Here is a 3,343-nt window from a genome sequence, read left to right as displayed (position 1 = left end):
CGGCGGCACTGCCGCAGATTACTGGCGACACAAGCAGTGATCTGGCTGGGGTGGTCACGCAGATGTTAAGCGCGTTGAATGAGGTTTATTGGGATAACCAAGTGAGTTAAGGGCCCAAGCTGTAATGTCTGAAACCGTTGTACTGAATGATTTTCGCTGTCGTAACTGCCGCAGAACAATTGGCATTTGAGACCGCTTCTCGCGCGGTTTCCATGACACCAATCGATAGTTGTGCGGTCACGATATCACCTATGGCACCGGGCACGATGGTGGCGATCGAATACTCGCCGTCTATGATCAAAGCATCGCAGAGGGTGACCTTCACCATGGGTACGGACGCCCACTTCGACATTAGGTTGAGTGGAGTTCATTAGCTTTTATGATTAAAGATCAAAAAGAAAATCCAGAAACCACTCGATTGCCAAAGGAGCTGGTTGATCGGCTGCAGAGACCCTTTGTACGATTCTTGCACATTGCGTCAGCCGGAGGGGCTGTTCTCCTATTGTTCACTGTTGCCGCTCTCGTTTTGTCCAACTCACCTTGGGCCGACTCGTTCGAACATGTCTGGGAGACACCCATAGGTTTCCGGGTTAGCTCGTTAGAGTTTGCACGCTCACTGCGAGAGTGGATTAATGATGGCCTGATGACGCTGTTTTTCTTTCTTGTCGCATTGGAACTCAAGCGCGAGCTGGTTCTCGGAGAGTTAAACAACCCTCGTATGGCTGCTCTATCAATATCAGCCGCCTTGGGCGGTATGATCGCCCCCGCTTTGATATATCTTGCGCTGCAATCAGGTCAACCCGGCCAAAATGGGTGGGGCACTGTCATGGCAACTGACACGGCGTTTGTTATCGGTTGCCTAGCTCTGCTTGGCTCGCGCATACCACAAAGCTTACGCGTCTTTATGCTGTCTTTAGCGATCGTTGACGATATCGGTGCCATTCTTGTCGTAGCCATCGGTTACAGCGGCAACATTGTCTGGGGTGCTTTGGCGCTGGCTGCACTTGGCTTAGTAGTTTTACGTGCCTTGGCAATACTCGGATTTCGCGGTTTTCCGCTCTATTTCCTGGTGGGCGGGCTCATCTGGCTTGCCGTGGATGCGTCCGGCATCCACGCCACCATCACTGGCGTGATACTTGGGTTGATGACTCCTGCGCGCCGATGGGTCAGCGACAATCGATTGTACGAGATACTGGATCAGGTGATTGCGCATCCAGGCATTCACGAAAGCAGTGCAGACACTAAAGATCGAGAGACATTGCAGATAGCCGAGGTTGCCGTACGTGAAACGCTGTCTCCACTAGAGCGCCTGGAGATATGGCTACATCCATGGGTGGGTTTTGCCATCATGCCGCTCTTCGCATTTGCCAACGCCGGGTTGCCGCTGACTTTTAACGGCCTTGGTAATTCGGTCACAGTGGCAATTTTCTTAGGTTTCGTACTTGGTAAGCCTGTTGGTATTCTGTTGTTTAGTTGGCTGGCTATACGCTCGCACATTGCGATTCGTCCACCAGAACTCAGCTGGCGGTTGCTAATAGGCGGCAGCTTGCTCGCCGGAATCGGCTTCACCATGGCGCTCTTCATAGCGAATATGGCTTTCGGTAAGAGTCTAATTGACAGCGCTAAGTTGGGAATCGTCCTTGCATCCGTTTTTTCCGCAGTGGCGGGTCTCGCACTGTTGATGTGGCTGCCTGCGCGTGGGAAAACGCCTTGAGGGGTCAAAAATGAAAACCTATTCATACCAGCATGGAGCAGTAACAACGGGGGTAGCTTGTGTTGCCGACGCCAGCGCTGCACTCGGATAAAAAGGGCTAGTATTGGAAATTTGGAGGCAAACATCAAATATCCGATATTAGTAAATATCGGATATGGAGGGGCGTTCTATTCCTTTTGGGTATAACGGAATGCACCTGTTCTTTTGAATGCAAAGTTTGCGTGCCGTGCACCATGGTGTACAATTATCTGTACAGAAATCTGTACCAAATCATGGGTTCAACGAAAATTTTGGTGATAAAATGAACGTCCTAAATTATTCAGACGCCCGCGCAAGCCTGAAAGGTGTGCTGGACCAGGTGCAAGAGGATCAAGACATCACCGTCATCACCCGCCAGAAAGGCGGTGACGCCGTGGTAATGTCGCTGGACCACTACAACGGCCTGCTCGAAACCGTACATTTGTTAAGCAGCCCAGCCAACGCCGCCCACCTGGAGCGCTCTATCGCCCAGCACCGCGCAGGAAAAGCCCAGCGCCGTAAACTGATCGAGGACTGAACCTTGCTGACATGGACGGACGCGGCCTGGGAAGATTATTTATTCTGGCAGGGGCAAGATAAGAAGACGCTAAAGCGCATCAATAAGTTGATCAACGAAACGATGCGTACGCCCTTCAAAGGCACCGGCAAGCCCGAACCCCTAAAAGGCGGGCTCAGCGGCTACTGGTCTCGCCGCATCGATCAAACCAACCGGCTGGTGTATGCGTTTGAAGGCGGCGAGCTGACTATTATTTCCTGCCGCTATCACTATTAACCGGCAGAAACACCCTCAAGATCTAAGCCTAACAAAGAGTGGGCCTCCAATAAGGTTTTCAACTCTTCTGTGCAGTAGCTATAGAGAAGGTGATCCGTAGGTGTCTTAAATACAACGGAATTACCGAGAGTCGAGGTATCAAAACCAACATTGATTTTCCCTCGATTAACTCCCGAGTCGAAAAAATCTGTAGCCCCGCTCAAGTCGATCCCGTCTTTAGGGATGACCTTGAGAGTGTTCAGCATGTAGTAATCTATACCTTCAACCGAAACAGGCAAAAACTCTCCAGATGTGGCTAGTTTTTCGCCCAATATATCAAACGCCTTTTTGTTAAGTACTAGATTCCCAGTTACCCAGGTTGTGATGTCGGGGATACGCGGCTTATCGTGAGCATAGGTGTCGCCAGCATAAAATTCGGCGTTGGGTTTAACCCACTGATCTAATCTAGGTTGCGCTCTAAATTTTGGGGAATACTTTGGCATCTTCGAGCCAAGTTCGGCATTTTTGATCGTAAAGGTATAGAACTCATCGAAAGGTCTATTAATCTTGTATACGGTCATTAGTTATTTTTCAACCAGTGTTTGTATTCTTCTTTATCTATCTCTTCCTGCAGGAGATAGTCAGAGCTGATGTTTCCATGGAGTAATTGCTGTCGAACGGTACCCAGAAATGCTCGAACTAGCTCATCATTAGGTAAAATACTGATGTTGTTGAAAATCCAATCATAGTACCGCCCCCGGTGAATACGATTGTGGCCAATTGCAGAGGGTGTTCAAAACTCTGTGTCAGCTAAACGGTTTATAGGCTGATGTATTTCT

The 3,343-nt window shown here is 49.7% G+C and carries 5 protein-coding genes; 3 read left to right on the top strand and 2 right to left on the bottom strand.

What is annotated here, in order from left to right; translation table 11 throughout:
* Nucleotides 1–106: 106 nt before the first annotated feature.
* Nucleotides 107–352: a hypothetical protein gene (locus MO867_RS21145; protein ID WP_252472806.1), complete on the bottom strand. Its 246-nt coding sequence runs from the start codon at nt 350–352 to the stop codon at nt 107–109.
* A gap of 27 nt (nt 353–379) precedes the next feature.
* Between MO867_RS21145 and nhaA the strand changes: the two genes are divergently transcribed.
* From nhaA to MO867_RS21130, 3 genes are all read left to right on the top strand, one after another.
* A complete protein-coding gene (gene nhaA / locus MO867_RS21140; RefSeq protein ID WP_252472804.1) occupies nt 380–1,714 on the top strand; it encodes a Na+/H+ antiporter NhaA in 1,335 nt (444 codons plus the stop codon).
* A gap of 301 nt (nt 1,715–2,015) precedes the next feature.
* Nucleotides 2,016–2,270 carry a type II toxin-antitoxin system Phd/YefM family antitoxin gene (locus MO867_RS21135; RefSeq protein ID WP_252472802.1) on the top strand — a complete coding sequence of 85 codons (255 nt, stop codon included), beginning with the start codon at nt 2,016–2,018 and terminating at the stop codon, nt 2,268–2,270.
* A gap of 3 nt (nt 2,271–2,273) precedes the next feature.
* Entirely contained in the window at nt 2,274–2,525 is a 252-nt protein-coding gene (locus MO867_RS21130) for a Txe/YoeB family addiction module toxin (protein ID WP_252472800.1), read from the top strand.
* On the opposite strand, the gene MO867_RS21125 is transcribed toward MO867_RS21130, so the two are convergent.
* Nucleotides 2,522–3,085 carry a hypothetical protein gene (locus MO867_RS21125; RefSeq protein ID WP_252472798.1) on the bottom strand — a complete coding sequence of 188 codons (564 nt, stop codon included), beginning with the start codon at nt 3,083–3,085 and terminating at the stop codon, nt 2,522–2,524. The two genes, MO867_RS21130 and MO867_RS21125, sit on opposite strands and share 4 nt — an antisense overlap.
* Between the last annotated feature and the right edge of the window lie 258 nt (nt 3,086–3,343).

The organism is Microbulbifer okhotskensis (genome assembly GCF_023895975.1).
Taxonomy (GTDB): domain Bacteria; phylum Pseudomonadota; class Gammaproteobacteria; order Pseudomonadales; family Cellvibrionaceae; genus Microbulbifer; species Microbulbifer okhotskensis.
Note: the sequence above shows the minus strand (reverse complement) of the source record. Positions and strands in the feature narration are given on the sequence as shown.

Excerpts from the sequence above, each read along its gene's own strand:
- MO867_RS21145 (WP_252472806.1), bottom strand. The coding sequence starts at position 352 with ATGTCGAAGTGGGCGTCCGTACCCATGGTGAAGGTCACCCTCTGCGAT.
- nhaA (WP_252472804.1), top strand. The coding sequence starts at position 380 with ATGATTAAAGATCAAAAAGAAAATCCAGAAACCACTCGATTGCCAAAG.
- MO867_RS21135 (WP_252472802.1), top strand. The coding sequence starts at position 2,016 with ATGAACGTCCTAAATTATTCAGACGCCCGCGCAAGCCTGAAAGGTGTG.
- MO867_RS21125 (WP_252472798.1), bottom strand. The coding sequence starts at position 3,085 with ATGACCGTATACAAGATTAATAGACCTTTCGATGAGTTCTATACCTTT.